A 25,091-nucleotide genomic window follows, 5' to 3' on the forward strand; every position below is an offset into this window, starting at 1 on the left:
CGGTTACCGCCGCCCTCGCCGACGGCTCCACCGCCGGTGCGCGGTACGTGGTGGGCTGCGACGGCGCGCCCCGCCTATGCCGCTACGCGGCTAGGTGCTAGCGCCTAGCATCTCGCTACGCGAGATGCGGCCAAGATCCGTGCTGAGCAGCATGTATGCCGTCTGACCCTCGCCCGTGTCTGCCATTGCTACGCAATAGCAGACACGGTGCTAGGTGGTTGTGGGATAGGTCTGCTAGGGCGTAGCATGCTGGGTAGCAACTGCGAGAGGAGCGGGAAATGCGATACGCGGTAGTCCGAGTGTTGGCCGTTGGGAACACGAAGCGATACGCCATCGAAGCCTTCATTGAGGGAATTCCCGATGACGTCAAGGGTCCTGAGGTCGTGGGAATCCTGGAGCGTTCGCGGTACGCCTCGGAGTTCTCGGAGATGGGAATCTTCCTGGCCAACAGGAAGGTGCTTCCCGAGACGAAGGTGCCTAAAACCGCGGTCGCTGACAATGCCCAGACGATCGAGTGGAAGGCTCTTCAGGCCAAGGGGTCGACTCAGCTCAACATGCGGGTGCCGGCGCAGGATCGGGCCCTGTGGGAAATGGCTGCGGCTCGGGCGGGGTTGAAGCTGACCGATTGGGCTCGGGAGATCCTGAATCGAGAGGCCGGAGTGAAGTCGGAACAGGAGGGCTGAAGGTGACGGGGTATCGGATCGTCCCGAAGTGCAGGTGTCCGTTCTGCGGGAGGCATTGGCGGCTCTTGCCGTGGGTTGCCGTGGTGGTGGTCGTCGGATCGCTCCTGCTCTTCGGGGGTGGCCGGCACCCGGTTTACGTGGATGCCCTGTTCGCCGTGGCTGTGACGTTCTGCGTTCTGTCGGTGAGTCAGAACGTCATCTTCAAGGTTCAGGATCGACACGAAAACCCGTTCCGGGGTGACGGCTGGCCCGAGTGAAGCGCGGACAGCAGAGAGGGCCCCACAGGCGACTGTGGGGCCCTCTCTGCTGTCCGCGGGTGGGTCAGGTGAAGCGGGGGCGTGCTGCGTCCCGTTCGACCTCCGCGCGGCGGATGCGGTCCTTGACTCGCTGGCTCAGGTCCCACTCCTCCGGGAAGTCATCGTCCAGGTTGGGGTACTTGACCAATTCGGCTCCCAGGGCACGGAAGACCTCCACCATGGATGTCCCGTTCTCGATCGCCCAGATGCGTACCTTCTGGTGAAGCTGGGGGTCCAGGTCCAGGGTGGTTTTGGCGATCTTCTTTCCGCCGGCGTGGGCGACGGGTGCGGTCGGGTCCTTCAGCGCTCCCGATGTCCCGCCCATCTTCCTGGTTCGGCGCGGTGGGCCCTTCTTTTCGCCCTTGTCGCTTTGCGCGCTCACGCGGCTTTCAACTCCTCAATGACTTCTTTCATGAGGTCGTCGTAATCCCCGACTTCCGCCGGTACGTGACCAATGGCTTCAATGTAGAAAACACCCTGGTTGATCTCCGCCTGAAGGAGAGGGTATTTCGGATCGCCGTTTTCGTCTTTGTCGTTCTCGACTTCTTCCCGCCATTTCCTGGGCAATCTGGTTCGGTGATCGGCGCGCACCATGAAGAATGCGGCCACCACTCCGTTGGGGTTTTGCTCGGCTCCGGTCGCCACCGTTGTCCAGGTTCCGGGGATACGCCAGACCTCTCCTTCGCTGGGTGCGAACGGCATCAGTACGACGTCGGCGATCGTGGCTCCGTCGTGCAGGAGCGCCGGATCCCCTCCCCCGGTGTCGACCACCACGACGTCGTAGTCCTCCAGCGCCTCCTTGACGTGGTCGCGTAGGTCGACGTCAAGGACTTCAACCTTGAAGGGCATGGTGTACCCGCGCTCACGTGCCTTTTTGGCCCATTGGCGGAGCATCTGGGACTTGGGGTCGGCGTCGATCGCGAGAACCTTGTATCCCAGGAGTGCCCAGTACAGGGCGATGAAGAAGGCGGACGTGGACTTTGCTGTCCCGCCCTTGACGAACCCGATGATGAAGACCCGAGCGGCGGGTGGGCGCCTAGGCCGGCGCGGCAGGTGACCCATGGGACCACGGTAGCGGTTTCCCGTGTTCCCGTGACCAAGGGCTTGCGGGACTACTCCGATCGGCGGTGACGTCCCCTCCGATTACTGTGATGGCCTGGATCAACGGATGAGCCTGTCAAGGGGGATGGCGATGGACGACAGCAGGCACGAGACAGGGTCGGCGGGTGGTCCTGCTCCCCGAATACCGCCGGCTCCGACGTACGCTCCGGGCGCCGGAGTGAGCCCTGAGGGGTCGTCGTTCCTGGCCTGGTTGCGGGCACCGCGGCCGGAGGCTGGTCCGGGGATCTGGAGGCTCGGGCACAAGGAGCGGCCGGAGCAGGAGCCGGAGGCGGTGCCGTCTCGTCAGCTCATCGGCGGTGCCCTGCTCGCGCTCCTGCTCGCCTGGATGGCGTGGAGCCTGCTCTACAACGGCTATCTGGGGTGGTGGTGGTTCATTCCCCTGGAGTTGGTCACCCCGGACTCTTGGAGGCACGGACAGGCCGGCCCTGCGGCGACGGTGATCACGTACTACGGGTACTACGCCCTGGTGGCCGGTGCTCTGCTGTTCACCGCGGGCAAGATCGGGCGATGGGGTGAGGTCTGGCGGCGGTACGTCGCCCCGCGGCTGAAGTCCTCCGACCCTGCACAGGCTCCTCCGCCTCCTCCGGGCGAGGATCCGGCCGAGTGGCCCCAACTCCGTGCCGTGGGGGCCTCCGCCGCGGCCGATCGGCTCGCCGCGGACGCGCGGGCCGGCCTGATGCGGGACGTCGACCACGCGCGGATCGCGCGGGCCTGGACGTCCGTGCGCTCCGGGCGCCATCCGCTGGAGTCGTTCACGCGCACCGTTCTGCAGGACGGTGCGGCAGCGTGCGCCCATCCGTCCGGGGTGCGGGATCTGCCGGTGCGGTCGGCGCGGCACGACCTGCTCGCGCATCAGGTGCGGTTGGGGTCGGCGGTCGACGATGCGAAGAACCCGTACGCCTACCGGACGGCTGGCATCGGGCTCGGTCCGGACGTGCTGGGCACGTCGCTGTTGGCGGTCGGTCCGTCCGGAACAGGCAAGACCGGTCTGGTGGTGCGGCCGATCGCGGAAACGCTGTGCTTGCAGGCCCTCGCGGGGCGCGCGTCGGTGGTAGTCGTGGGCGCGGCCGGCGCGGGGCTCGGGTCGGCGGATCAGTACGACGTCGTGATCCGGATCGGTGATCCTGAGTCGGTGTACGACCTGGATCTGTACGGCGGCACGACGGATCCGGACGAGGCTGCCTCCGTGCTCGCCGAAGCTCTGGTGGGCGATCTGGCGGGCGAGCAGGGCGGCGGGGACAGTCGGCGTGCGGCGACCGTGCTTGCTCAGCTCCTGGGACCCTTCAGGGCCGTGCACGCGCGGTTTCCCTCGGTCGGGGAGCTGCGTCAGCTCCTGGACGGGGTGCCGGCCCGTATCGGGGAGTTGCGGTCGGCCCTGGATCAGGCGGGCGAGGAGGCGATGTTGCGGGAGTTGGACGCGCGGGAGCGCCAGTCCGGGGCTCCGGGCGATCCCGGGGTGGTCCTCGCCGACCGGATCGCCCTGCTCGATCGTGCGGCGTTCGCCCGGTTCTTCGACGTGACGGGCAAGGCGTTCTCCCTGCGGGCCCTCGATCACCCTGTGCGGGTGCGGATCGATCTGCCGGCTCGGGGTCACGCGGATGCCTCCCGGATCCTGGCTCGGTTGGTGCTGGCTCAGTTCCTGGCGAGTGCCGTGCATCGGGAGGATCGCTCCCTGTTCGCGTGCCTGGTCCTGGACGATGCCGGCGGGGCGGTGACTGCGGAGGCGGTGCGCGGGGTGCAGCGGCTGAGGTCGGCGAACGCAGGGGTGGTGCTGGCGTTGCGCGCCCTCGATGAGGTGCCGTCCGTGCTGCGGGGGCCGTTGCTGGGTGCGGTCGGGTGCCGGGTGGCGTTGTCCGGGGTCACGGCGTGGGACGGGCAGCACTTCGCGGAGGTCTGGGGGAAGGAGTGGATCGAGGCTCGGGACGTCACCGATCGGCAGATCATCGCGGAGTCCGCGGGCGGTCGGGCGTGGCACATGGTGCGACAGGCGATCACGGGCAAGGCGCCGACCGCGCGGGCGGTGACGGTCCGGCAGGTGGAGCGGGAGCGGTGGTCCGCCTCGGAGTTGGCGCACGCGGTACCGGCCGGCCATGCCGTGGTGTCGCTGTCGTCGGTGTCCGGGGAGCGCACGTCCCCGCTCCTGGTGAACCTGCGGGCCTGAGTCCCGACCCCCGAAGCGATCGGGCCCTGGAGACCGTACGAGACGGTTTCCAGGGCCCGTTTCACGGGGTGCCCAACTCTAGTCGTCGCTCTTGGGCTTGGACTTGGAATCCCGGTTGCCGTGGGCGCCGATGCCGCCGGAGGCGGGGTTCGCCGGCCGCGGGGTGGAGGAGCCGGAGGAGCGGGGGGAGTCGCCCCCGCGGGAGGCGTGGGTGTCGATCCCGCGCTGGACTCCGACCACGGCGCCCACGGTGCCGGTGGCCGCGCGGGAGGCGGTGCCGGCGGTCCGGGCGACCTTCCGGGCAACCTGGATCGAATCGCCAAAACCCGGAAATTTGAACACCAAGTAGATCGCCGCACCAAGGGCCGCGGCGGAGACTCCGAGCCCGACCGTTACGGGGCCCTGCTCTCCGGTGCTCTGGAGGGCCGCGGCGAGACCGAGCACGATGACCACGATCGGCTCGATGAGGATCAGTCCGAGCATCACCGCGGCCCAACGGCGTACGTGGCCCCACAGGTCTTTGTCGACCAGGCCGGAGTAGACGACGACTCCGAGCAGGGCGCCCACGTACAGGCCCAGGGCTCGCAGGACCAGCAGGAGCCAGATGGCTCCGCACAGGGCGATGGTGAGGAGGGAGGCGATGATCAGGATGATGGGTCCGCCTCCGATCTTCCCCGCCTTCAGGGTGGATCCGAGGGTGTTGAAGACCCCTTGGTGGTCGGAGCCCATGGCGGCGGACAGGACGTCGGTGACGCCGGAGGCGGCTCCGGTCACGGTGTAGAGGATCAGGGGGGTGAAGGCTACGGCCCCCACGGCTATCCAGAGCAGGCCGATCGCCTCGGAAAAGGCGGTGGTCATCGGGGTGCCGCGTACGGCGCGTTTGGCCACGGCCAGGAGCCAGAGGATCAGGACCAGGATGGTGGAGGCGGCGAACACCACGGCGTACTGCTGGAGGAAGTTAGCGTTGGTGAAGTCGACCGAGCTTCGGTCCGTGAGGGCGGTGCCGAGGTGGCGAGCCGTCCAGTCCGCGGCGTTGGCGACCGACTGAGCGAGTTGGTGGAGGGGATCCAGGGAGTCGAGGGCGTCACTGCCTCCTCCCCCCGGGCTCTTGCTGCCGTCCTTGCAGTACTCCGCGGCAGCGCCGGCGAGGGCGTCGCACTCCTTCGGCTCATCGGCGAGCAGCATGGGGCCTCCTCTCGGCAGCGTGGGTGATGTGCGGTCGCACGGGGGTCCCCCTCTTGGTGGTTACGGTCAGTGCATGGTCCGGGTGGCCTGGCGGAGCCTGGTGGCCGCTTCCGTGGCGGACTGGCCGGCCAAGTGCAGGGCGCCCACGGTCTGGTTGGTCCGGCCCGTGTGCGGTCCGGGCGGGGTGAGTTGGGCGAGGCCGGCGGTCATCTGCTGGAGGGCGGTGGCCAGATCGTCGGAGAGTCGGGTGAGGTCGCCGACCGCCTGTTTGATGTTGGCCTGGTGGCTCCATTCGGCGCGGCCGTTCTTGACGTCGTTGACGAGTCGGGCAATCGCATCGGCCGCGACCCGGGCGTGCTGTGCGGGATTCTGCGGCATGGGGGGCCTCCGGGCGGGGGTCGGAAATTGACCTGTCTGGCCTGTCGTTGCAGGTCACGACGTGACGGTGGCCTGTCCGGGGTGGACAGGTCGACAGGGTGGACGGCACGTCGTGCGGGGTGTCGGACACGGTTTCGACAGGCCATGGCAGGACACTGACACGTCGGGGACAGGTCACGACAGGTCACCTCAGGGCGTCTTGGATGTCGGCGAGCCGGTAGGCGGTCGGCCGGCCCGGGGCGTCCGTGCGGACGGTGGGCACATCCAACCCCGCCTTCTTCAGGCGGCTCCGGAGGTTGCGGCCGATCATCGCGAGTCGATCGGAGCGACCCTCCCAGCGTCCCCAGGTGCTCGGGTCCGCGGCCACCAGGCGGTCGGCGATCTGCGCGACGGTCAACTCCGGGGGGTCACCGAGAGTGGCGAAGATGGCGAGGAGCTGAAGGGCGATCTCGGGGGCTCCGGCGGGGTGCGGTCCGGTCGCGGTGACGTCGTCGATCGGCGGGAAGCCGGCCGCGACGCGCTCCTTGGCACGTGCCGCGGCGACGGTGGCGGGGATCTGGGAGACGTAGCGGAGGATCGGTTCGCGGTGCCGGGGGGTGATCGCGTAGAACTGTCCGGCGTCCGCGGGCTCCCACTCCCCGGGCGAGGGGATGAGGACGTGAGGGAGCCATCCCTTGGAGATCGCATCGGACTGGCCGACCACGATCGGGACGTCCGCCTGTCGACAGGGCAGCATGATCCGCACGCCGAACGTGTCGGCAATCGCGTCCCCGAGGACGTCCTTGGTCGCATCCTGGGTGCACAGAACGAGGGTGATCCTCGCCTTGCGGCCGATGCGCATCAGCTCGATCCCCAGCTCCTTGCCGCGCGGGGTCAGCTTGGGCCATTCGTCGGCGAACACGACGATGGCGGGACTGTCCGGGGTCACCTGCCAGTTGTCCTGAGTCGGGGGCATGGCTGTGATCCGGGCGGTCGCCTTGGCCACCAGGTACTCAAGGAGGGTCTCCGCCTCCTGGGGGGTGAGGGCGCGGCGGGCGGCACAGGGTCCGAGGGGCCCGAGCCCGCGACCGGTGGGGTCGATGTCGACCGCGACCGCGTCGGAGCAGGCGGTGACGTACTCCGCCATGGTGCGCACCATCGTGGACTTGCCTCCGCCGGTGTCGGAGACGATCAGGACGTGTTGGCCGGCGAGGATGACGGGGGTGGTCTCTCCGTCCAGGCTGATGCCGATGTTGACGGGGTGGGTGATCGAGCAGGACAGCGGGGGCCGTTCGGGGATCGGCAGGGGCCGGCCGAACGGGTCGGAGGTGAGGACCCTCAGGGTGATGTCCGCGCTGTCCTCGCGGGTGGTGTGCTGGGCAAGGAGGCGGTTTTCGCCGACTCGGAGCGTGGTGGCCATCCGCGGCAGGGTGCGGATGAGGTCTCCGAGGGTGCCGCCGGAGAGGATCAGGCGGACGTTCCAACCCCAGTCGGTTTCGGTGGGGACCAGTACTTCGGCGACCTGGGCCCGTTCCTTGCGGAGGGCGAGGTCGACCGCCTCGCGCGCACGGCGGGGGTCGCGGCCGGCCTCCCTGATCGGGAACGGTTCGGGCTCGGGCTCTTCGGCGAGTTCGGTGTGCGCGGGCGGCTCGGGCGGGATGAACAGGAGCTTGGGGACGGGCGGCCGGCGGCGGGTGGGTCGGCGCCCTTGGCCGTAGGCGAGCAGGGCGAAGAACACGGCCGTGGTCGCGGTGACGACGACTCCGGCGAGGACGGACAGCACCCACAGTCCGATCCACAGCGCAGGGAGCGTGAGGAACCAGGCGAACGCGGCGAGGTGGCGGCGGGAGCGGACTTGGCCGTATCCGATCTGGAGCATGCTCGGGGTCACTTCGAGGTGCTTGAACTCCTCCTGCCCGATCCGCATGTCGAGTTGGGCCCACTGCATCATCCGGTAGGAGATCATCGGGGAGGCGCCCATGGAACCGAAGAAGCCTCCGTACCCTCCGCCGCGGCTATGCCTCTGTGCCTGCATGCGCTGCATCTGCATGTAGGTCGCCTGCTTCTGCTGCTGCTTCAGCAGGTTGATGTTCTGCCGGACCTCCGCCTTGTTCCGCATCCGCATCCGCTGCCATATGCGGTACTGGTCGTTGAGGATGCGGTGCGCTATGTGCGTGTCCGTGAGGTCTTCCGCACGCCACCAACGGCCCCACTCGGAGCGCAGATGACGCGCTCCTTCGGCGAAGGTTCCGCCGGCCATAGTCGTGTCTCCCCGTGTCCTACAACGTGTTCAGCAGGATGTCACCGACAGTGTTACCGCTGGTGCGGATCAAGCCGATCGCCATGCCGATGAGCCCTCCGGCCGTGCCGAGGAACACCCCGACCAGGGCTCCCCGAAGGAGCGGCTCCTTGAGGTCAGCACGGCCCGACTTGATCAAGCCCAGGTAGAGGGCGAGCAGACCGAGACCGGCTATCGCCCCGCTCACGGCGACCTTCTCGCCCCCGGTGACGGGGGGCCGGCTCCCTGCTTTGGCGACCGCTCCCGTGGCGGACTCCAGCGCGTACTGTCCGACCCCGTCCCCCAGGGCCGCGGCGGCTCCGCCGGCCACTCCGAGGATGCCTCCGCCCAGGAAGAGCATGGCGGCGAGGGCCAGGCCCGCGAAAAAATGGATCTTGGGCGTCGGGTCACCACCCCTCCAGCGGCCGATCTGGTACAGCAGGATCATCACGCCGAGGGCGACCGCGCCGATTCCGCCGGCCGCGGCTCCCGTGTCGTTCATGGTCAAGCTCCTGTCAGGAAGTGGACGATGCCGCGCCACGTCACGCGGGCAACGGCGACGATGAAGGACCAAATGGCCACGGCGAGGGCGAGCCGCATCAGGTAGCCGATGACCGGCATCTTCCAGGCTCCGCCGAAGACGCGTACGGCTCCGTGGATCAACAAGTTGATGAGGTTGCTGAACGCAGCTCCGAGCCAGGAGCCGATAGGCATCAGCATCAACAGGCCCAGGACCAGGGCGAACATGAGGATCCACCCCAGGGGGGCGAAAATGCCGTCTTCGGTGACCGAGGCGGTCATGCGGTCGACGCTGCTCTGGCCTCCCCAGGTGACGAGCAGGGCCAGGAGCAGGGCGGGCACGTTGTACTTCAGCCTCAGCCAGCGGATGTCGAGACCGCGCTTCTCCGCCGCGGCGTTCGGGTTGGGCAGGTGGGCGGAGATCGCCTCCCCGATGTGGGCGCCGATCGCGTGCGCGGCCTCGATCCCCTCCGAGCCGTGGGCGGACCAGGTGTCGCGCCATTCGTCGCGTACCTGGTTCCAGCGCCAGAACTCCGGCTCCTGGGAGCCCTGGTCGCCCGCTGCGGGTCCTCCGGCGTCCGGGGGTCCGTCCGGACCGGAGGAGGGCGTAGAGGGCCCTGGGGGCTCCTCCGGGGGCGGGGAGCGCCACCATTCCGTTCCGAGCTCGGGGGCGTCGTCGGGCGGCTCCACGGACTCCGGTCGCTCCGGCTCCTTGCGGGGGGCGGGGACCTCCGGGGGCAGAGGCTGACGGAACGCGCCCGGGTCGGGGCCGTTGCCTATCTCTCCGTCGCTCATCCCTTCGCCTCCACCTGTCCCGTGCGCCGTGCCTCGATCACCAGTAGCAATCTATGCCGCACCCCTCGTGAGGTCACAGGGGTTACGGCCCTCAACACCTGCTCCTCACCTGCATCTTCACCACAGGATCGCCCAACCCTGTGGAAAGCGGGATGAGTTACTCATAGGGGGCGCATACGTCGGCGGAGGCTCCCGATCGGGAGTCCTCCGCCGTGGTGTTCATGGGGTCATGTAATCACGGGAACACGGGATTGAGGGACTAGTGGTCCCACAAGCCCTCTTGCGACTGGTCCGGAGTCTTGCGGGACTTGCCCTTGCCTCCGGTCTTCTTGGTCCTCTTCTGTGCCTGCTCCCGCTGGTACGCGGCCCATGCGTCGGGGTGAGCGGCGTACCAGGCTTCCACGCAGGTCTTGTGCGCGTGCCGCCCGTTGTCGTCCAGGAGGTGGGTGGGCCCTCCGCACAGATGGCAGGGGCTCGGGTCGGACGCGTAGTCCCAGTGGGCGGAGGAGCGCCATTCGAGCAGGGGACCGGCGACCGCGGGAGCCTCCGCCGCGGAGGGAGCCGCGGCCGGCTCCGGCGGGGCTATCTCGAGTATCCGGGTTGCGGGGCGGCGGGGTCGGCGTTCGGCGACGATGCGGACGAACACCGCCCGATCGACCTCCTGGGCACCGTGCCGGACGGCGAGGGCCCGTTTGCCGGGGGTGAGGTCGTAGTGCCAGCGGTAGTCGTCACCGTGCTGGAACCACGATCGCTGAAGCCCGATCCGGCTCGCGAAGGTGTGGAGTTCGGGCTTGGTGTCGGCGGTGAGGTGGCACCACAGGCGCCCGGGGAGGCCCCGTTCGAGGGCCTCCGGGTAGTCGCGCAACGGGTCGACGTAGACGCTCATCCCCACCCCTCCGTCATGCCGCCGCTTCCGCGGCACCGCTGAGGTAGGCACGGCCGATCCACTCCCCGTAGGCGGGCGGGATCGCCTCGGTCAGCTCCTCCCGGACGTCCGTCCAGTCGATCCCCATCGCCTGCTGGAGTTCGGCGATGCTGGGCTTGCCTCCGCCGTTGCCGTACGCCGCTACATACGGGCCGTCGTACCACTTGCCGTGACGACAGCCGCGGACGCGTCCGCGGTGCGGCACGTGCACGGGCTTCGGGGTCGACCATCCGCCCAACTCGAAGTTGCGGTGCCGGATTACCCCCAGCCCGAACATCTCGCCGCACAGGGTCACGTCCTTGCGGATCTCCGCCCTGCCGTTGGGTTGCTCGATCACGTACGGCAGACCGGTCTTGTCCAGGAGGTCACGGGTGGGGGCCACCAGATCCTCGTGGGTGCCGCCCCATCCGCGGGAGCGGTTGGTGCCGACCGTGAGCGCGCACTTGTCCTGACAGGGCGGGGAGGCGTGGACCATCGTGTACCGCTCGATCTCGCCGGAGTCGATCAGGTGGGCGAGGTACTCCAGGGCGTCGCCCTGGTGGTACGGGAAGGGGTAGTTCGGGCGGGGGGCGATGTCGCATCCGTCCACGGCGAATCCCGCCCGGCGGTAGCCGACTCCGGCTCCGCCCGAGCAGGAGAAGAGATCGAGCAGGCGCGGGGCGAGGGCTTCGGCGTGCGGGATGTCGAAGTGCTGGTTCACGCTGCCTCCAGGGTTCCCGTGGTCACGGGAAGACGGGGTTACGGGATTGGGTGTCTGAGGGAGGGCGGCACCGCACCGACCCGGGCGGGGGCGGTACGGCACTGGGGTCCGTCAGTCGTCCCACAGGGGCAGGACGGTGACGCCCTGCTTCGTCTTGCGCCGCGGGCTACGTCGGCGCGGCTTGCGGTCGCCGGCGGTCTGCGAGGTGGTCTCCTGCTCGGTCACGACCTCGCTGATCGGCCGCTCCTGGGCTCCGATCGTGAGTTCTTCTTGGACTCCCCCCACCATCTGCATCTCGACTCCTTCAGTCCCGCACCGCGAGGAACGCGGCGACTCCTTCGGCCAGATGGTGGGTTGCCTGGTCCAGCAGGTACGCCCCTCCGAGGGGTCCTCCGAGGGTGTAGAACGAGCCCTTGCCGGTGGCCTCCGCCGCACGGCGAACGGGCCAGCGTCGGTCGATCAGGTAGTGGGTGCCGCCGGACAGGGCGAGGGCCGCGGCCATGCTCCGGCCCCTCAGGCCGAGCCCGAGCACTTTGTTCCCGACCATCAGGGCGAGGCCCTGAGCGGCGGTGTAGGAGGCGACGTGTCCGGCGAGGGCCTTGTGGCCCTCCGCTCCGGGCTTGGCCTTGTGCTGGGCCTGGTGGTCGCTCTGGATCCAGTGGTCCGCCACGTCCGCGGCGATGCGGAGCAGGGCGTAGACCGCCGGGTAGGCGGCGGCTCGGTTGATCGGGGTTCGGGTCATGGGTGCGGTGTCCTTCCGGTCGGGCGGGAGCCTCCGGGCGAGGCTCCCGCGGGTGAGGCGTGCGGGCGGACTAGAACGGGGGCTTGTCGTCGAACCCGCCGGAGGCGCCGACGCCGGCCGGCTCGGGGGTCGCGGCGGGGCGGGTGCGGGAGGCGGTGTCCCAGGTGGGGTCGGCGCCCTGGTCCCGGCGTGCCGCGGACTTGGTGACAGTGGCGGTCGCGTACGTGAGGGAGGGTCCGAGATCGATCGCGGTCAGGGTGATCCGCTCGCGGTCGTTGTCGTCGTCGTCGGTCCAGCGGTCGGTCTTGACCGTGCCGACCACCAGAACCCGCAGGCCCTTGGCGAGGGTGGCCGCGGCGTGTTCGGCGAGCCGGCCCCACACGGTGACGGGCCAGAAGGTGGTCTCTCCGTCCTTCCACTCGTTCGCGGTGCGGTCGAAGAAGCGGGGGGTGTCGGCGACGGTGAGGCGGCAGACCGCGGTACCGGAGGCGGTGAAGCGGAGTTCCGGGTCGCGGGTCAGGTTGCCGGAGACGGTGATCGTGGTCTGGTTCATGGTCTTCCCTTCTTCACGGGATCACGGGATTACGGGACTGCGGGATCCGGGGATCCTGGATCAAGCCTTGAAGCGGGTACGGGCGATCACGCCCTTGGTGGTGGTCGTCACGGTGCTGTGGTCCTGCACCACCGTGCCGTCGTAGTGGTGGTGGTGGACGGGCGGAGCCGCCTCCACCACCTCGCGACCGCGGCGGAGCAGGCGGGACAGGGCCAGGACCAGGGTGGTCGGGGCGGCACAGATGCAGCCGATGACCACGGGGTCCGCCTGTCCGGAGGCCCACAAGATCCCGGTCGCGGCGATCCCCACGGGCAGGGAGGCAACGCCCGTGGCGAGGATCAGGCCGCTCGCGTCCGTCGCCCGCTGGCTCATGGGGGGCCGGCCGTACTGCGGTACGGGCGGGGTGGTGCCGACGCTCGGGACGGGGGTGGGGTCGGCGAACCGAGTCGTGACCGGTACGCGGTCCGCCTCCTGGTAGGCCGCGGCGATGATCCGCTTTGCTTCGGCCGCTGCCTCCGTGTCCCCGAGGGGGCGGTGCTGAGCGAACGGGATGCCGTGGGGGGAAGCGGGGGTCTCGGTCGTCTCGGTCGTCATCTCGGGGTGGTTCTCGATCATCGGTACTCCCCTGGTGGTGCGGACGGTGGATGATGGGGGTCGGCGTCTTCACCGTGCCCCCGGCTCTTCGACAGCCGGGGACCAGTGGAGGCGCCGGCCTCAGTCGCTCAGGCGGTCCCGCGCGGCGTTCTTCAGGGCTCGGGCCGACTCGGGAGCGAAGCGGAGCCACGCGCGGCCGATCGTGCCGTCGTCGTTGTCGGTGTAGACGACCAGGGCCGCGGTGCCGTCGCTCCCCTGTTCCAGGTTGAAGCGGGTGATCGTGCCGGTGAACTCGATGTCCGGTACGGGCTTCATCGCATCTCCTTGATCAGGCGACCTGGAGGTGGCCGGTGCGGATCTCTGCGTTGAGGTAGTCGGCGAGGGCCTGGAGGGTGGAGGACTTCCCCGTCATCCCGTAGTCCCGGAGGGAGCGGCGAGTGATCGTCCTGTTGTCCTCCAAGATCTGGAGGGCGACCGCGCGGGCCTGCTCCACCTTCTCCACGCTGATGTCGTCGATCAGGTCCCGGAGGTTCGCGGGGTCCACGTCAGAGTCGTCGTCACCTTCGTTTCCCAGGTTCGCGGGGTCCATGGACCCCTTCGGGGAGCCGTGGTCCCCGTTGGTCCCCCAGGGGTCGGCGATTTGGACCCCGGCGTAGAGGTCGTGGTCCCCGTGGTCCCCGTACGTGGTCCCCGTGGTCCCCGGAATGGTCCCCTCCAGGGAGCCATGGTCCCCGTTGGTCCCCGTGAAGGCGGGGTCCATCTGCTCCGTCATCCCGTGTTCCCGTGATCCCGCAAATACGGCCTCAGGGGAGCGGGGACCATCGTTATCGCTGGTCATGACGGGGGAGACGTGCTCCGGAATTGGGATGTTTACGGCGTGGTCCCCGTTGGTCCCCGCGTAGGAGGCGTGGTCCCCGGTGTTGGTCCCCGCGTAGAGGGCGTGGTCCCCGCCCATGGTCCCCTGGTGGGGGACCATGGCCCCCTCGGTCCCCTGCTGGTCCCCGGTGATGGTCCCCGGGCGGGGTCCATGGCTCCCGCGGTCCCCGGTGATGGTCCCCGCGGGGGTCTCGATGGTCCCCGGGTGGTCCCCCGTGGCTCCTTCGATTCCAAGGATGGGAGCCGAAGCGGGAGCCGTGGTCCCCGCGGTCGGAGCCGTGGTCCCCCCTGTGGGGTCCTCGCCATAGGGCCGGCCCTCAGTGACCATCCAGCGGTCCGCAAGCGGGGCCTTCCAGCGCCACGCGAAGAACCCGTAGTCACGACGGAGACGAGCCCGCAGCTTGCGCCGCTCCTCCTCCAGCTTCACCGCCGTTTCGTACGACCGGATCTCCCAGAGGATCATCCGGCGACGCAGGAGGGCGGTGCCGATCGGGTCCATCATCCAGCGCGTGAACCGCACGCCCTCCATGCGCCGGCCGTTGGCGAGGCCCACACGGTGGCGTACGGCGTGCCGTACGCCCTCCATGAACGCGATGAAGAGCAGGGGCATTGCGGCGTGCATGCCCTGTCCGACGTATCGGTCGAACCCGGTGACCTCCGGGGGGACGGAGGCCACGTTGAAGGCGATGGTGGCGGCGGTGAAACCCCAGGCCAGCCAGCGCATGGGAGGCAAGGCCATGTCGGTCCACTCAAGGACCAGGTCGACGATGAGCAGGACCAGGATGCCCAGGTCCACACCGATCGGGACCATCCAGGCGTGGTCGCCGAAGCCCATGGGGCGGGCGGCGGCTTCCACGGCCTTGAAGGAGCTGATGCCGCCCAGGATCGCGAGGGCTGCGGAGAGGGTGCCGGCCGCGGCGATGACCCTGATCTGGGTGGTCGTGAGCGGCTTCAGCTCCTCTCGCAGGTCGCTGGGCTTGATGCTCATGTGGTTACCTTCCGTAGTGTGCGGGAGTGGTGTGCGCCGCACTGTGCGGCGGGGATGAAACGGGATCTTTCGGGCTGTGCTGCGGACTGTGCAGGGTCCCTATCTGGGCCCTCCCCCAATCCGCACAGTGCGGGTGTGCGCGCACACCTGACCTTGCACGACGGTTACTCTCCGTCCATGTCGGTCAGGGGAGAGCGGAGGATCATGTAGCCCGCGTAGGTCTCGGACTGCGCGATGATCTCGCGCTCAAGGAGCTTGTTCTTCAGGCGGTTCCACCAGGAGCGGCCGTCTCCGTCGACCTTGAGCCAGATCTCGGAGAGGTCGGACGGGGTGAACTCCGTACGTCCCTGCCTCAGCCAGTTGTCGAGCTGCTCGAAGATGAGGTCTCGCGCGTCGTCGCGGCTGAGGGCGTCGTCCTCGTTGGTCGCGCCGAAGGTGAGCGCTCCCTCGGGGTCGGCGTTCTCCATCGGGTCCTCCAGGCGCAGGCCCTCGAACCCGCCCTCCGGGTCCTGGAACTCCGGCCGGCTGAACATCTCCCGCAAGTCCGCCACCTCCTTGGCTACCTGCTCCTCCGTCACGTCCTCGATCTCCTCATCCTCAGGGACCACAGGGACGCTATCCGTCTCGGGCGTCTCTTGAGTGTCCATGTCGACATTCCCGGGCTCGGGAGTGGTCAACAGGGCGGTGGGGGCGGCTCCGTCGCCCTCGCCGACCAGGGGCGTGGTGTAGACGGTCCGCTTGCCGTACAGGGCGCCAGCCGCCTTGACGGTGACGTCGTCCAGCGGGTCGCGCATCGCCGCGCCGAAGGAGACGGTGTCGGCGATCTCCTGCTCACTGGAGAACGGGGTGCGCAGGACCATGGGCCAGCGCTCCTCTGTGATGCCGAGCCCCTCCAGGTAGGCGTATCCGGGCTTCTTGTCTCCCCAGGAGGGGTCGGCGCCGGCGCCGACCGTGTGGGAGGACAGCACGAACGACACGTCGGAGGAGTCGTTGATGCCGAAGCACATGCCGGAGCCGTGGTTCGCACGGGCGTTGGTGCTGATGTTGGTGTAGTCCGCGCGCTGGAGGCTGGTGACGATCCACATGCCGGCTGAGCGTGCCGCCCTCAGCAGGTGGTCGTACTCGTCGCTGTCGGAGGCGTAGTCCGCGGCCTCCTCCAGCCAGACCACGATGAAGTTGAGTCCGCACCCCGGGCGCCAGGAGGCCATGCCCTTGGAGCCCAGGAACTCCGTGCGGGCCTTGATGACCTTCTTCAGGATCTTGAAGAAGGGGCGAAGCTCCTTCTCCTCCGTGATGAACCAGTCGATCCCGTGGCGGAGGCATCCGAAGTCCTGCATGCCCTTGGTGACGTTGGCGTACCAGACCGTCAACTCTCGGCGGGTGAGCATGTCCGCCACCGTGGTCCGCCCGAACCAGGTCTTGCCGGCGCCCGTGGCGCCCATGACCAGGAGGTGGGAGACGTTGCGCTGTGGGCGGTCGGGGAGCTGTCCGGTGATGTCGATGTCCGCCTGCTCTCCGTCGTCGTACAGGGCGACGGGGATCGGGGCGTCGGCGATCGAGGCGCCGGCCGCGGACGGACCCCACCAACGCACCCCGGTCTTGAGGAGGTCGGCGACCTGGGCGGTCATGTAGATCAGGGAGGAGTCGTCGGGGTCGACGGTGGCGACCATGCGGCCCTTGCCGAGCCGGAGGGCGGAGGCGAGGGCGGGGATCTTCTTGGCGAAGTCCTCCCCGGTAACGCCGGAGTCCTCCTTGGCGCGGATGCGGGCCTTGACCGTGCCCTTGCCGTTGGACTCCACCTTCTCCAGGTCGTACTTGGCGAGCCCCACCTCAGCCTCGATCTTCGACCACTTGGGCTCCTTGGCCTCGCTCTCCTTCGGGCCGGCCAGGGTGTGGACCATGTTGGCGACGTTGAGGAACAGTCCGCCGATCGCCCACAGGGTGAAGGTCTCGCCCTCCAGGCCGGTGACGACCACGGCGGTCGAACCGAGGGTGAGGGCGCCAGCGTTGATGGTGTACAGCTCCCGGCGGTACTTGCCGAGGCGGGCTCCGATCCTGCGCAGGTACCAAGTGAGGGCGGAGCCGCCGGCCGCGGTGACCAGGGCGCCGTACGCCGTGGTGGTCGCGGTGTCGTTCACGCACAGGTGGGCGATCTCCGCGGCGAAGGTGGTGATGCCGGTGACCATCCACGGCACCGCGTAGGGGATGAGCCGACCCTTCAGGGTGGTGTCGTCCCCGATGTTGATCTGCGGGATGTTCTGGACGGAGCGCTGGGTACGCGTGCGGATGCTGGGCATCAGGCCGCCCTCTTTCCGCCGCGGGTCTCCTCCGCCTCCTTGATCGTGAATGCGCCCTTGCCGTTCTTCTTGCCCTTGTCGCGGGCCTCGATCTCCGGCTTCACGAAGTGCTTGATGAAGCTCGCGTACATCTTCGGGCCGGAGAGTCCGGCAAGGCGCATGGCCTCCGCCCCGACCTTGAGGTGGGCGGACACCAGGCGACCGCGGATCTTGCTCTGGACACCGAAGGTGTACCACTTGCCCTTGTACTGGGACAGCACCGCGGCGATCACGTCGGCGTCCATGGCCATGCGCATGGACATCTCCAGGCCGATCTGGCGGACCAGGAGACCGTACTTGTACAGGTCTTCGCTGCTGGTGATCTGGATCTTCTGCCAGTCCGTGACCAGCTTCGCCAACTGGCCGACGCTGGAGGAATCGGCCGGACCCATCGCGAAGTCCTTGGCCGTGCTGGGAGTGCCGGAACCGCCCGGGGTACCGGGGGTGCCGGAAGCGGGGGTGCCGGAGGTCGAGTCAGACATGCGGTCTCCTGTTCAGTTCGAGCCGTTGGCGAGGCTGGCGAGGGCCACCAGGAGGTGACCCAGGAACGGGGCGACGGGGGAGCAGGCGAGGGCGAAACCGAACGCCGTGCAGGCGAGGGCTCCGCCGGCCTTGGCCTGGTCGGTGAGCTTCACGAGCGCGACCGCGAGGGCCCCCAGCAGGAGCGCGACCAGGATGGCGACGAACGAGATCATTGATCCCCCCAGGATCACAGGTTGACGGGAGTACGGGAGTACGGGATCCCGCCTCAGGAGGCCACGGAGACGTCGGACCAGGCCAGCGGACCGGAGAGGGGTCCACCGAACGCAACGGCGCTCTTGCCGGAACGGCTCACCCCACCGATCAGGGTGTGGACCTTCGCGAGGGACAGCGGAGCCTCGTCGACCGTCCCGACGAACGGCGCCGGCTCGGGCTCGGTCGTCACCTTCGCCCCCTGGGAGCGGAACATCAGCTCCAACACGAAGCGCGAGGACTCCGGGTCCTCGCGCTTCAGGTCCATGAAGATCTCGTCCGCAGCGTCCAGACGCGCGGCACGCTCCGCCTCGGTCTCGTTGTCCGTACCGGTCCACAGCTCGATCGGGGTGCCGGCGATGACGTCCAGCCAGACCGTGTTGGGCGTTCCGTACGACGACATGGTGATCCCCTTAGGCAGACGGGTGTCCTGTGTTTGAAGCGTTGCCCTGCGTTAGGGCTAGCCCTATTGCAGAATGGAGGAGGGTTCTGGCATTGTCAACAGGGCTAGCCTTAAGGTGGCCCCACAGAGATCGGGAAGGGAGGTGGGGGAGCGTGAACGGCTACCGGGAACTGGCCTCTGAGCTTCAGCGGCGGATCGACTCGGGGGAGATCCCCGTGGGTGGCACGCTGCCGAAGATCACCGACCTTATGGAGACGTACGGACTGGCTCGGCAAACGGTCCGTGACGCCATCAAGGTTCTGGAAGATGACGGTCTGGTCGTCGCCGTGCGCAAGCGCGGGACGGTCGTACGTCACCGCACACCAGTCCGGATCCCTCTGAGCAGGTACAGGATCGTCATGGCTCCGGGGGGCACCAAGGGCCCATGGGAGACCGCTACCGCGGCTCAGGGGCTCGATGGCTACATGAAACTGATCAAGGTCGATGTCGTGCAGGCTGACGACGACATTGCTCGGTTGCTGGGACTTCAGGCCGGTGACGACCTGATCCGTCGACTCAGGCAAGCGATCATTCGCCCTGACGACGTCGTCCAGGTCCAATCCGCCTGGTACCCCCGTGCCCTCGCTGAGGCCGCGGGCATTGCTACTACCTCAAAGATCGAGGGTGGGGTGTACGGCGCCCTCACCGCGGCCGGCCATCCTCCCTCGACCGCAAGCGAACGTGTCCAGGCTCGGATCCCGACCGACGAAGAACGCGCTCAGCTTCGGATAGGTGGGCGAGTCTCCGTGATCACCGTCGAGCGTGTCACCAGGGACCAGGCCGGACGCCCTCTTGAGGTGCTCCGTGTCGTCGGTCCCAGCGATCGTCTCGACTTCACCTATGACGACCTACCGCTGATGGAGGCGTGATGGCTGATCGGAACGACGGTTCACCTGAAGCAGTAGCGACAGCTGAGACCACGTTCGATGCCGCCGTGGTGGCGATGCATCGCCAGGAAGTCGCGGCCGAACTTCGGAGCAGGAACGGGCTCCACTACGCCTCAATTGGTGATGATCGCCTCGGTCCCAACCTAGTCGCCTACAACGGTCAGATCCTGGGAGAGACTCACACCACCTCACCAGGGGCTTTCCGTGACTGGTACGCAACACCGCTCGACAGCAAGAACGATCTCGGGCCCTTCCCTACCGCCCGAGCCGCGGCAGCGGCACTGAAGCGCGGGGCTGTGGCTCACCACCTCAACCCCTCCGACTGAGCGTCACCCCGACAGTCAGTCAAGCAACACGCGTAAGCTGCACCACAACACTCAAACTTGATCGTTAAACGCCGAAAGCCCCGTATCCCGGGTCTCTCAAGGGGTCGAAGCCTTGAGAGGTCGAAGTCCGGAAGTTCGGGGCTGTCGGTGACCACCTAGGTCTTGCTGCCGAGTGTAAGGCAGAGGCGGGGAGATTTCGCCCCCACCTCTGTGTCTCCGGACACAAGCACTCGGACAGCAGGGCCGGAAAGGCACTCGTGGCCCGTCGTTACTTGACGCAGACACCAGGGGATCCACCCCTGGATCACACAGGGGTTCGGGATGACTAGCCCGAGCAAAGTCCCTGATCAAAAGGCTTCCGACACGTCGACCCCCCCTCCTCTTGGGGCGGTCGGTGATGAAGAGTCCCGGTACGTCCTGTACCGGCTCGGGTCGGCCGAGTATCGCCAGTACCCCAGTGGGCTGTGTGGCGTAGATCAGAACGGCATGCCGTACGCCCTCCTGCCCGGTCAGCTCAGTGTGGAGGCGGGGCGACAGCTCCGGGACGTCACGCCGGAGCTGACTCCGGGGGAGCGGGTACTGGAGACCACCTACGGCGTGACGTACAAGCCGAGCCCGAAACTCCAGGCCAACACCCTCCAGATCAGCACGGAGGATCTGGACGCACGTGATCCCGAATGGCCTCAATGGCTCGGGGTTGCGGCGATGGCTGCGAAGCGCCGGTACGAGACGATCGGTACGGCGATCAAGGCAATGGGTGTGAAGGAGCAGGAGGCCCGCGGGTGGCTGGAGGCGTACGCCGCTACCGGCCTCCTGCTCCGTCCGGGCAAGGAGCCGGTGTTTCTCCGGCAAGGGGCTCCCGCGCTCACGCCGACCGGTGCGACCGCTGACGTGATGTGCGGGGTGCCCGCGGCTCTCCAGGAGGATCCGGGCACGCGCGCCCTCGCGCTGGACGATCCGTCCGAGGAGACGTTCCCTGACGACCTCGCCGAACTCATGGGGTTCCTGGAGACCGCTCCGGACGATCCGGCGGTGCCGGTGGCGATGCTGGCTCAGTTGATGTGGGCGCCGTGGTCCTCGATCAACGAACTGGGCAAGGTCCACATCGTCCTCGCTGCGTCGACCGGTCACCGCAAGACCTCTCTCGCCGGCGGCATCGTGGCGGCTCAGTCTCGGCACTACACGGGCGGTCCGGGTGTCGAGGTGCCGGTGGCCGTGAAGATGCGCGGGAACCAGTCCACGGTGTTCGGCACAGACCTGAAACTGCATCTCCTCAACGGCATGGTGGGCGTGGTCGACGACTACTTCGCCGGCCAGATGACCCCGAAGGAAGTGCATCAGGCGTGGGTGCGGTTCGGGTTGATCGCGGACAACGCAGCGACCGGTGCCGGCGGCACGCGCGGTGCCTACCGCAACGGTCGGCAGACGCTGGCGAAGAACGTGTATCCGCGGTGCTGCGTGCTGGCGACCGCTGAGGATCTGCCGGAGGAGGCGGAGCACGGCTCGGAGGTCGCGCGGTACGTCGCCCTGCGGATGGAGGGCCGTGGGCTGAACCTGGAGGCCCTGTCTCGGCTTCAGGCTCAGTCCCGGGCCCTCTCCCGTGCGCACGCGACGATGATTCAGCGCGGGTTGCGTGATCTGGAGTTGCCCAGGAAGGGACTGGCGTGGGCGACGGAGGCGACGACCCGGTGGAACTTCGCCGGCCACAACCGTGTCGAGCAGAACTACCGCAAGCTCATGGCGGGGGCCTGGTTGCTGGCCCAACACCTGGAGTCCGCGGGGCTCGGTGGTCAGTGGTTCCTCGAGTACGCGGATGAGCACCTTCGGGAGGCTGCGATGGCTCAGGCACGCCGCAACGGCGTGGTGGACGGAAAGCAGGTCGCCCGGGATCCGGTCTGGCTGTGGCTGCGGGAGGCGCGCGAGGTGCTCGCGGGCAAGCCGTTCTGGCTGGCGGCTCCGGAACGCAAGGCGGCGAGTGCGGAGAACGGCGGGGAGCCGGAGTATCAGGTGCCCTCCGTGCCGGGGTTCGGTCCGTCCTCCATGGGCTGGCGCCAGATCGGACAGGCCGGTGGGTGGGCCGTGGTCGGGCAGGGGGATCCCCTGGGGGCCGTGCACGTCCAGCAGGACACGGGGCGGACCCCGTGGCGTCCGGTGGTCTGGCGGATGCGCGCAACGATGTTCGCGCGGCTGCATGACGAGATCGTGCGGCGGGTGCGCGAGCGTGGGTGGTCGATCCCGGCGGAGCCGGAGATGCGCCACAAGCTCGCTCAGGCTGGGATCCTGAAGGCTCCCAACGGGGTAGTGCTGGATCTGTTCGGGGCTCGGGTGAAGTGCCTGTCCCTGGATCTGGTGCGGATCCTGTCCGGGGAGATGCCGGGTGCCGAGCCGGAGCCGGACGACGACCAGGCCGGCGGCGACGACTCCGGCGGGGACGGTGGCGAGGGCGGGGAGCCCTCCGGCGAGGGGCCCGAGCCTGCTCCGCCTGCTGCTGCGGAACCGTTGCCCGCGTTCGTTCCGGCGATACTGCCGGAGTCGGAGGAGGAGCCGTCGGGAGGCCCTGAGGGGCCCTCTGAGCCCGTTTCAGGACCCTCGGGGGCATCCGGTCCGGCGGTGCCCGCACAGGCACGGAGGGACGGGATTACGGGGTCACAGGAGCCCGTGCGGACGGGGGCCTCTGAGGTGGGCGTCCTCGATGTCGACGGACTGCACGTCCGTCCGGGGGAGGCTCCGATCCCGGTGTCGTCGCTGCCGATGACTCTGTCGGCCGCGTACGCCCTCGCGGTGAAGGAGTCGGTGCTTCAGCTCTGGATCCACCCTCGCGCGGCCGAACGGATGGGCCTGCCGGCCTCGCGCCCCTCGGACATCCCGATCCATCAGCCTGTCCCGCACGTGTGGACCGACCTCCCCAAGAACCTGGATGCCGACCCCGTGGGTGGTCTGGTGCCGTGGTCGGTGGTGTGGCACCGCGACTCCGGACGCAAGGAGTCGGGGGTCTCGATCGTGCTCCCGCAGTACGAACCGCGGGTGCCCTGGGTCCCGCAGGAGGGCGAGACCGCCGGCGCTCCGGACGGTGCCTCCCTGCTCCAGGCCGTGGTGGGCCTGAACCGCGCGTTGGGCCACTCGTACTACCAGGCGCCGAACATCACCGCGGCGCAGTACGTCCACCGTCACACGCGCTCCGCAGAGCCCTGCAAGGCGTTGATCCGGGGCGAGGTGCGGCCGGCCGCGCGGATCCGGGGCACCGACGACCACCCCACCCCTGTGCGGCAGTTCATGCATCCCGCCTCCTGGTCGCGGCCCCTGCTCGATGAGGAGGAGGGCGCGGTGTTCGTGCACCGATACGACCTGTCCGCGGCGGAGCTGTCGGGCATGGATGCGGTGTACGGGATCGGGGAGCCGGTGCACATGGTCGGCGGGGACATCCCGATCAATAAGAAGATCGCGGGGTACTACCTGCTCGCTGAGGAGCCTCGGGGGCTGGATCCGCGGTTGCCTCAGTTGCTGTTCGCACAGCCCAAGGTCAACGGTGAGCCGTGGGTGACCGGTGCCGATCTGCACTGGCTCGGCAAGTTCACGGAGGAGCCGCTCCCCGACGTCGTCGAGGCGTACGTGTGGAAGGAGTCCGTGCGGGCTCTGGCGGCCACCAGGACCCACCTCCAGAAGGGTCGGGAGGTCTTGCTGACCCAGCGGGGCACCCCGGCCGGAGAGACCGCCTACAAGGCGCACGGGGCCCTGTACAAATCCTTGATCGGCTACCTCGCCCGAACGTCCGGTCCGCGCAACGAGGCTGACGCCCTGTGGCGTCCGGACTGGCGTGATCACCTGAAGGCGGAGACGTACGGGCGGATGTACTACTCCCTCCAGCGGATCGGCCAGACCTCCGGCCGGTACCCGGTGGCCACGTACGTGGATGCCGCGTACTGGGTGAGCAACTCCCCCGACCCGATCGAGTCGGCGCCCAAGGGCATGGTGCTGGGCTCGGGCGGGGGCCAGTGGAAGCACGAAGCGTGCGTGCCGCTTGCGGCGGTGCGCGAGCACCTGGGCGAGAAGAGCTTTAAGCGCATGTTCGAGCGGGAGCTGAAGAAGCAGGAGGGCGGACGGTGAGCAGTCCTTACGATGAGTGGGAGATCCCGGACCCTGTCCATCGCGACCTCGAACAGGGGCTGATGGAGGGGGTCTACGGGGCCATGGCGGACGGCTCGATCCAGAGCGTCGTGGACGCCATCGGCAAACAGGAACTGATCCTGATGATGGCCGGTACCACCGACAAGAAGAGCCGCGCGTACAAGTCGGCGCGCGACAAGGTGGGGCGCTGGCTGAAGGGGTCCCGCCGGCCGAGTAAGGCCGGACAACAGTTGCTCGACAGCCTGGCCAAGAAGTTCAAGCGGGACCAGGTGATGGCCCGTGGCTCCCTCAGCGTGTCGATCTCCGGCACGTTCGTGACGTCGAAAAAGCCCTGGAAAGGGAAGATGTCGGCGACCCTCACGGGGACGGCTCTGGCCGACTTCATGGACGCCCTGGAGGGCGGTGACCCCATGTGGGCGGCTCAGGTCGTGTGCCAGGAGTACGGCATGGACCCTGACGTGGTCCTCGAACTCACCGAAGTGGGCGAGATCTCGGTGAGCTGACGTCGTACGACACCGCGGCCCCTCCCTGCTCGGGGGAGGGGCCGCGTCATGTCCACAGGGAAACGGGATCACAGGTTCACGGTGTCACGGCAGTACGGTGATACGGGGTCACGGGATTCACCGTCGTTCGATTCTGACTCCCACCCCTTCCCATGCCCTCCCTCCTCTGCTACTTTCCGTTACGCAACCCTCGGGCTCGATCAGGCGCCGGCGGGGGTCCGGGTTGCTAAGCAACCCGGACCCCCGCCGGTTGCCTGGAGGCGGGTTGCTTAGCAACCCGACCCGGGCTGCTAACGGTTCTCCCTGGTCAGTCCCCTATTTCTCCGTTCGCAACCCGCGGGGGCTCGATCGGGGTTGCTTACCCCCGTTGACGTTTTCGCAGGTCAGAGGTTTGCAACCGGGGTCGGGAGTTTGCAACCCGTTAGCAACCCGCCCCTTGTCGCGTTTCCGCAGGTCAGAGAGTTTGCAACCTAAGCAACCTTTGCAACCCGCGTTTTTCGGGTGGGAAACCGGAGGCCGGTAGGTCATCACACGGTGTGGTCATCGGCCCTCCGGTGTGATTCGAACGGCCGGAAATGAGGGTTGTAGCAGTGTCGATAGCAGGAGTACGCTACTCGCTAGCACGTAGCAACTTCGAGGGTGCCGGACCCCCCTCCGAGGCTGGCCGGCACCCTCCGGGCCTCTCTCGCTCCTCCGGCTCTTCGAGCCGGAGCAACCCCAATTAGCCTCTCTAGCTGGGCATCTGCGGGTTGTGGTCTCGGGGGGACTTGTCCCCCCGAACCCCCCTGCGGATTCAGGCTCCGCCTGAATCCGAGCACCCAGCGCGGAGCGCTGGGTAGGGCGCTAGCACGCTACTGCGTAGCAGTCTAGCGCGCCTTGCGCGCGACATCGAGGTCGAGGTCGGCGATCGGCCCGAACACCGGGTTCGTACCGGCGTTGTTGTCCAGGTAGTCGACCCGGCCGAAG

The 25,091-nt window shown here is 68.3% G+C and carries 26 protein-coding genes and 1 pseudogene; 7 read left to right on the top strand and 20 right to left on the bottom strand.

All coding sequences use genetic code 11. The features are described from left to right. The first annotated feature begins 278 nt into the window (after positions 1-278). Both ACFVJQ_RS43295 and ACFVJQ_RS43300 read left to right on the top strand, forming a co-directional pair. Positions 279-683 (top strand): hypothetical protein, encoded by a 405-nt coding sequence (locus tag ACFVJQ_RS43295; protein WP_385791302.1) that lies wholly within the window; start codon positions 279-281, stop codon positions 681-683. A gap of 2 nt (positions 684-685) precedes the next feature. After that, on the top strand, positions 686-940 hold the full coding sequence (locus ACFVJQ_RS43300; RefSeq protein ID WP_385791304.1) for a hypothetical protein: 255 nt from the start codon (positions 686-688) through the stop codon (positions 938-940). Positions 941-1,004: 64 nt separating this feature from the next. On the opposite strand, the gene ACFVJQ_RS43305 is transcribed toward ACFVJQ_RS43300, so the two are convergent. After that, positions 1,005-1,361, bottom strand: a complete 357-nt coding sequence (locus ACFVJQ_RS43305) for a hypothetical protein (RefSeq protein ID WP_385791306.1) — start codon at positions 1,359-1,361, stop codon at positions 1,005-1,007. After that, positions 1,358-2,041, bottom strand: coding sequence for a ParA family protein (locus ACFVJQ_RS43310; protein WP_385791307.1), 684 nt, complete (start codon positions 2,039-2,041; stop codon positions 1,358-1,360). The genes ACFVJQ_RS43305 and ACFVJQ_RS43310 overlap by 4 nt, the downstream gene beginning before the upstream one ends. Before the next feature lie 124 nt (positions 2,042-2,165). Here ACFVJQ_RS43310 and ACFVJQ_RS43315 point away from each other — a divergent pair, with 124 nt between their 5' ends. Further along, positions 2,166-4,262, top strand: a complete 2,097-nt coding sequence (locus ACFVJQ_RS43315) for an ATP-binding protein (RefSeq protein ID WP_385791351.1) — start codon at positions 2,166-2,168, stop codon at positions 4,260-4,262. Positions 4,263-4,340: 78 nt separating this feature from the next. Here the strand turns inward: ACFVJQ_RS43315 and ACFVJQ_RS43320 are convergent, their stop codons facing one another. From ACFVJQ_RS43320 to ACFVJQ_RS43400, 17 genes are all read right to left on the bottom strand, one after another. Beyond that, positions 4,341-5,447, bottom strand: coding sequence for a hypothetical protein (locus tag ACFVJQ_RS43320; protein WP_385791309.1), 1,107 nt, complete (start codon positions 5,445-5,447; stop codon positions 4,341-4,343). A gap of 66 nt (positions 5,448-5,513) precedes the next feature. Next, the gene (locus ACFVJQ_RS43325; RefSeq protein WP_385791311.1) at positions 5,514-5,825 is read right to left on the bottom strand and encodes a hypothetical protein; all 312 of its coding nucleotides are present in this window, start codon (positions 5,823-5,825) and stop codon (positions 5,514-5,516) included. Between the two features lie 184 nt (positions 5,826-6,009). Continuing rightward, positions 6,010-8,064 carry a hypothetical protein gene (locus ACFVJQ_RS43330; protein WP_385791313.1) on the bottom strand — a complete coding sequence of 685 codons (2,055 nt, stop codon included), beginning with the start codon at positions 8,062-8,064 and terminating at the stop codon, positions 6,010-6,012. A gap of 19 nt (positions 8,065-8,083) precedes the next feature. Beyond that, positions 8,084-8,584, bottom strand: a complete 501-nt coding sequence (locus ACFVJQ_RS43335) for a hypothetical protein (RefSeq protein WP_385791315.1) — start codon at positions 8,582-8,584, stop codon at positions 8,084-8,086. A 2-nt stretch (positions 8,585-8,586) separates the two neighbouring features. Further along, positions 8,587-9,396, bottom strand: coding sequence for a hypothetical protein (locus tag ACFVJQ_RS43340; RefSeq protein ID WP_385791317.1), 810 nt, complete (start codon positions 9,394-9,396; stop codon positions 8,587-8,589). A gap of 259 nt (positions 9,397-9,655) precedes the next feature. Continuing rightward, positions 9,656-10,282 (bottom strand): DUF4031 domain-containing protein, encoded by a 627-nt coding sequence (locus ACFVJQ_RS43345; protein WP_385791319.1) that lies wholly within the window; start codon positions 10,280-10,282, stop codon positions 9,656-9,658. 13 nt (positions 10,283-10,295) lie between these two features. After that, positions 10,296-11,021, bottom strand: a complete 726-nt coding sequence (locus tag ACFVJQ_RS43350) for a DNA methylase (protein ID WP_385791321.1) — start codon at positions 11,019-11,021, stop codon at positions 10,296-10,298. A 111-nt stretch (positions 11,022-11,132) separates the two neighbouring features. Next, a complete protein-coding gene (locus ACFVJQ_RS43355; RefSeq protein ID WP_385791323.1) occupies positions 11,133-11,315 on the bottom strand; it encodes a hypothetical protein in 183 nt (60 codons plus the stop codon). A 10-nt stretch (positions 11,316-11,325) separates the two neighbouring features. Continuing rightward, positions 11,326-11,763, bottom strand: a complete 438-nt coding sequence (locus tag ACFVJQ_RS43360; protein ID WP_385791325.1) for a transcriptional regulator — start codon at positions 11,761-11,763, stop codon at positions 11,326-11,328. Positions 11,764-11,833: 70 nt separating this feature from the next. Continuing rightward, complete coding sequence (gene ssb / locus ACFVJQ_RS43365; RefSeq protein WP_385791327.1) at positions 11,834-12,316, bottom strand: single-stranded DNA-binding protein; 483 nt, start codon at positions 12,314-12,316, stop codon at positions 11,834-11,836. 60 nt (positions 12,317-12,376) lie between these two features. After that, positions 12,377-12,931 carry a hypothetical protein gene (locus ACFVJQ_RS43370; RefSeq protein WP_385791329.1) on the bottom strand — a complete coding sequence of 185 codons (555 nt, stop codon included), beginning with the start codon at positions 12,929-12,931 and terminating at the stop codon, positions 12,377-12,379. Positions 12,932-13,030: 99 nt separating this feature from the next. Continuing rightward, the gene (locus tag ACFVJQ_RS43375) at positions 13,031-13,225 is read right to left on the bottom strand and encodes a hypothetical protein (RefSeq protein ID WP_385791331.1); all 195 of its coding nucleotides are present in this window, start codon (positions 13,223-13,225) and stop codon (positions 13,031-13,033) included. 13 nt (positions 13,226-13,238) lie between these two features. Then, positions 13,239-14,774, bottom strand: coding sequence for a DUF2637 domain-containing protein (locus ACFVJQ_RS43380; RefSeq protein WP_385791333.1), 1,536 nt, complete (start codon positions 14,772-14,774; stop codon positions 13,239-13,241). 164 nt (positions 14,775-14,938) lie between these two features. Next, positions 14,939-17,071, bottom strand: a complete 2,133-nt coding sequence (locus ACFVJQ_RS43385; RefSeq protein ID WP_385791335.1) for a hypothetical protein — start codon at positions 17,069-17,071, stop codon at positions 14,939-14,941. Next, positions 17,071-17,592, bottom strand: a complete 522-nt coding sequence (locus ACFVJQ_RS43390; RefSeq protein WP_385791337.1) for a hypothetical protein — start codon at positions 17,590-17,592, stop codon at positions 17,071-17,073. Before ACFVJQ_RS43390 ends, ACFVJQ_RS43385 begins: the two co-directional genes overlap by 1 nt. A 12-nt stretch (positions 17,593-17,604) precedes the next feature. Next, entirely contained in the window at positions 17,605-17,805 is a 201-nt protein-coding gene (locus ACFVJQ_RS43395) for a hypothetical protein (protein ID WP_385791339.1), read from the bottom strand. A 53-nt stretch (positions 17,806-17,858) separates the two neighbouring features. After that, positions 17,859-18,245, bottom strand: coding sequence for a hypothetical protein (locus ACFVJQ_RS43400; protein WP_385791341.1), 387 nt, complete (start codon positions 18,243-18,245; stop codon positions 17,859-17,861). A 152-nt stretch (positions 18,246-18,397) separates the two neighbouring features. On the opposite strand from ACFVJQ_RS43400, the gene ACFVJQ_RS43405 reads away from it, so the two are divergent. The 4 genes from ACFVJQ_RS43405 to ACFVJQ_RS43420 all read left to right on the top strand — a co-directional run bounded on the left by ACFVJQ_RS43405 (position 18,398) and on the right by ACFVJQ_RS43420 (position 24,125). Continuing rightward, a complete protein-coding gene (locus tag ACFVJQ_RS43405) occupies positions 18,398-19,153 on the top strand; it encodes a GntR family transcriptional regulator (RefSeq protein WP_385791343.1) in 756 nt (251 codons plus the stop codon). Then, the gene (locus ACFVJQ_RS43410) at positions 19,153-19,497 is read left to right on the top strand and encodes a hypothetical protein (RefSeq protein ID WP_385791345.1); all 345 of its coding nucleotides are present in this window, start codon (positions 19,153-19,155) and stop codon (positions 19,495-19,497) included. Before ACFVJQ_RS43405 ends, ACFVJQ_RS43410 begins: the two co-directional genes overlap by 1 nt. A 486-nt stretch (positions 19,498-19,983) precedes the next feature. Then, the gene (locus ACFVJQ_RS43415; RefSeq protein ID WP_385791347.1) at positions 19,984-23,601 is read left to right on the top strand and encodes a hypothetical protein; all 3,618 of its coding nucleotides are present in this window, start codon (positions 19,984-19,986) and stop codon (positions 23,599-23,601) included. Further along, complete coding sequence (locus ACFVJQ_RS43420) at positions 23,598-24,125, top strand: hypothetical protein (RefSeq protein ID WP_385791349.1); 528 nt, start codon at positions 23,598-23,600, stop codon at positions 24,123-24,125. Before ACFVJQ_RS43415 ends, ACFVJQ_RS43420 begins: the two co-directional genes overlap by 4 nt. Positions 24,126-25,000: 875 nt before the next feature. On the opposite strand, the pseudogene ACFVJQ_RS43425 reads toward ACFVJQ_RS43420, so the two are convergent. Beyond that, positions 25,001-25,091 (bottom strand): annotated as a pseudogene (locus ACFVJQ_RS43425) (3-oxoacyl-ACP reductase); the annotation flags it as partial.

The sequence above is a fragment of the Streptomyces sp. NPDC127197 genome (genome assembly GCF_042672405.1).
In the GTDB taxonomy this organism is placed as follows: domain Bacteria; phylum Actinomycetota; class Actinomycetes; order Streptomycetales; family Streptomycetaceae; genus Streptomyces; species Streptomyces flavusporus.

What these genes read in the sequence shown, in the direction of transcription:
- ACFVJQ_RS43400 (WP_385791341.1), bottom strand. Translation starts at nt 18,245, where the DNA reads ATGTCGTCGTACGGAACGCCCAACACGGTCTGGCTGGACGTCATCGCC.
- ACFVJQ_RS43340 (WP_385791317.1), bottom strand. Translation starts at nt 9,396, where the DNA reads ATGAGCGACGGAGAGATAGGCAACGGCCCCGACCCGGGCGCGTTCCGT.
- ACFVJQ_RS43355 (WP_385791323.1), bottom strand. Translation starts at nt 11,315, where the DNA reads ATGCAGATGGTGGGGGGAGTCCAAGAAGAACTCACGATCGGAGCCCAG.
- ACFVJQ_RS43415 (WP_385791347.1), top strand. Translation starts at nt 19,984, where the DNA reads ATGCCGTACGCCCTCCTGCCCGGTCAGCTCAGTGTGGAGGCGGGGCGA.
- ACFVJQ_RS43330 (WP_385791313.1), bottom strand. Translation starts at nt 8,064, where the DNA reads ATGGCCGGCGGAACCTTCGCCGAAGGAGCGCGTCATCTGCGCTCCGAG.
- ACFVJQ_RS43295 (WP_385791302.1), top strand. Translation starts at nt 279, where the DNA reads ATGCGATACGCGGTAGTCCGAGTGTTGGCCGTTGGGAACACGAAGCGA.
- ACFVJQ_RS43410 (WP_385791345.1), top strand. Translation starts at nt 19,153, where the DNA reads ATGGCTGATCGGAACGACGGTTCACCTGAAGCAGTAGCGACAGCTGAG.
- ACFVJQ_RS43390 (WP_385791337.1), bottom strand. Translation starts at nt 17,592, where the DNA reads ATGTCTGACTCGACCTCCGGCACCCCCGCTTCCGGCACCCCCGGTACC.
- ACFVJQ_RS43320 (WP_385791309.1), bottom strand. Translation starts at nt 5,447, where the DNA reads ATGCTGCTCGCCGATGAGCCGAAGGAGTGCGACGCCCTCGCCGGCGCT.
- ACFVJQ_RS43375 (WP_385791331.1), bottom strand. Translation starts at nt 13,225, where the DNA reads ATGAAGCCCGTACCGGACATCGAGTTCACCGGCACGATCACCCGCTTC.
- ACFVJQ_RS43380 (WP_385791333.1), bottom strand. Translation starts at nt 14,774, where the DNA reads ATGAGCATCAAGCCCAGCGACCTGCGAGAGGAGCTGAAGCCGCTCACG.
- ACFVJQ_RS43360 (WP_385791325.1), bottom strand. Translation starts at nt 11,763, where the DNA reads ATGACCCGAACCCCGATCAACCGAGCCGCCGCCTACCCGGCGGTCTAC.
- ACFVJQ_RS43325 (WP_385791311.1), bottom strand. Translation starts at nt 5,825, where the DNA reads ATGCCGCAGAATCCCGCACAGCACGCCCGGGTCGCGGCCGATGCGATT.
- ssb (WP_385791327.1), bottom strand. Translation starts at nt 12,316, where the DNA reads ATGAACCAGACCACGATCACCGTCTCCGGCAACCTGACCCGCGACCCG.
- ACFVJQ_RS43345 (WP_385791319.1), bottom strand. Translation starts at nt 10,282, where the DNA reads ATGAGCGTCTACGTCGACCCGTTGCGCGACTACCCGGAGGCCCTCGAA.
- ACFVJQ_RS43315 (WP_385791351.1), top strand. Translation starts at nt 2,166, where the DNA reads ATGGCGATGGACGACAGCAGGCACGAGACAGGGTCGGCGGGTGGTCCT.
- ACFVJQ_RS43385 (WP_385791335.1), bottom strand. Translation starts at nt 17,071, where the DNA reads ATGCCCAGCATCCGCACGCGTACCCAGCGCTCCGTCCAGAACATCCCG.
- ACFVJQ_RS43310 (WP_385791307.1), bottom strand. Translation starts at nt 2,041, where the DNA reads ATGGGTCACCTGCCGCGCCGGCCTAGGCGCCCACCCGCCGCTCGGGTC.
- ACFVJQ_RS43335 (WP_385791315.1), bottom strand. Translation starts at nt 8,584, where the DNA reads ATGAACGACACGGGAGCCGCGGCCGGCGGAATCGGCGCGGTCGCCCTC.
- ACFVJQ_RS43395 (WP_385791339.1), bottom strand. Translation starts at nt 17,805, where the DNA reads ATGATCTCGTTCGTCGCCATCCTGGTCGCGCTCCTGCTGGGGGCCCTC.
- ACFVJQ_RS43370 (WP_385791329.1), bottom strand. Translation starts at nt 12,931, where the DNA reads ATGATCGAGAACCACCCCGAGATGACGACCGAGACGACCGAGACCCCC.